This is a genomic window from Parendozoicomonas verongulae, from assembly GCF_009711465.1.
GTDB lineage: Bacteria > Pseudomonadota > Gammaproteobacteria > Pseudomonadales > Endozoicomonadaceae > Sansalvadorimonas > Sansalvadorimonas verongulae.
The window spans coordinates 1-293 of record NZ_SMME01000148.1 but is presented as its reverse complement, the minus strand read 5'-3'; the positions used below and the strand labels follow the sequence as shown (position 1 = coordinate 293).

Below are 293 nucleotides of genomic sequence, written 5' to 3'. Positions count from 1 at the left end.
ATTTCGCCGCTGCTGAGTTGGTCGATCACATGGGCCTGTAATGCGATTTGTTCATGGCGCTTGATCCTCAGCCCACCGTGCAGCTTGAAGAGTGCAGTCTCAAGGCTTTCAACACGGGCAATCTTCCGATCAACGATGCTCCCGGTATCTGGGCGCTTCTTTATCCACTTCTGTCCGTTCAGCGGGTTTCCCTCTTCCCCGTCGAACATCTCCCAACCTTCCAGGGTAAGTGGTGAATGGTTAAGTGCGGCTTCAGCCTCTTGCCCGGCTGCTATTAGTTTGTCGAGTTCCTG

1 protein-coding gene is annotated in these 293 nt (G+C 53.9%); it reads right to left on the bottom strand.

Annotated elements, in window-relative coordinates; genetic code table 11:
• Positions 1-293 (bottom strand): hypothetical protein (locus E1189_RS22070; RefSeq protein WP_196220803.1); only part of this gene is annotated, 293 nt, incomplete at both ends.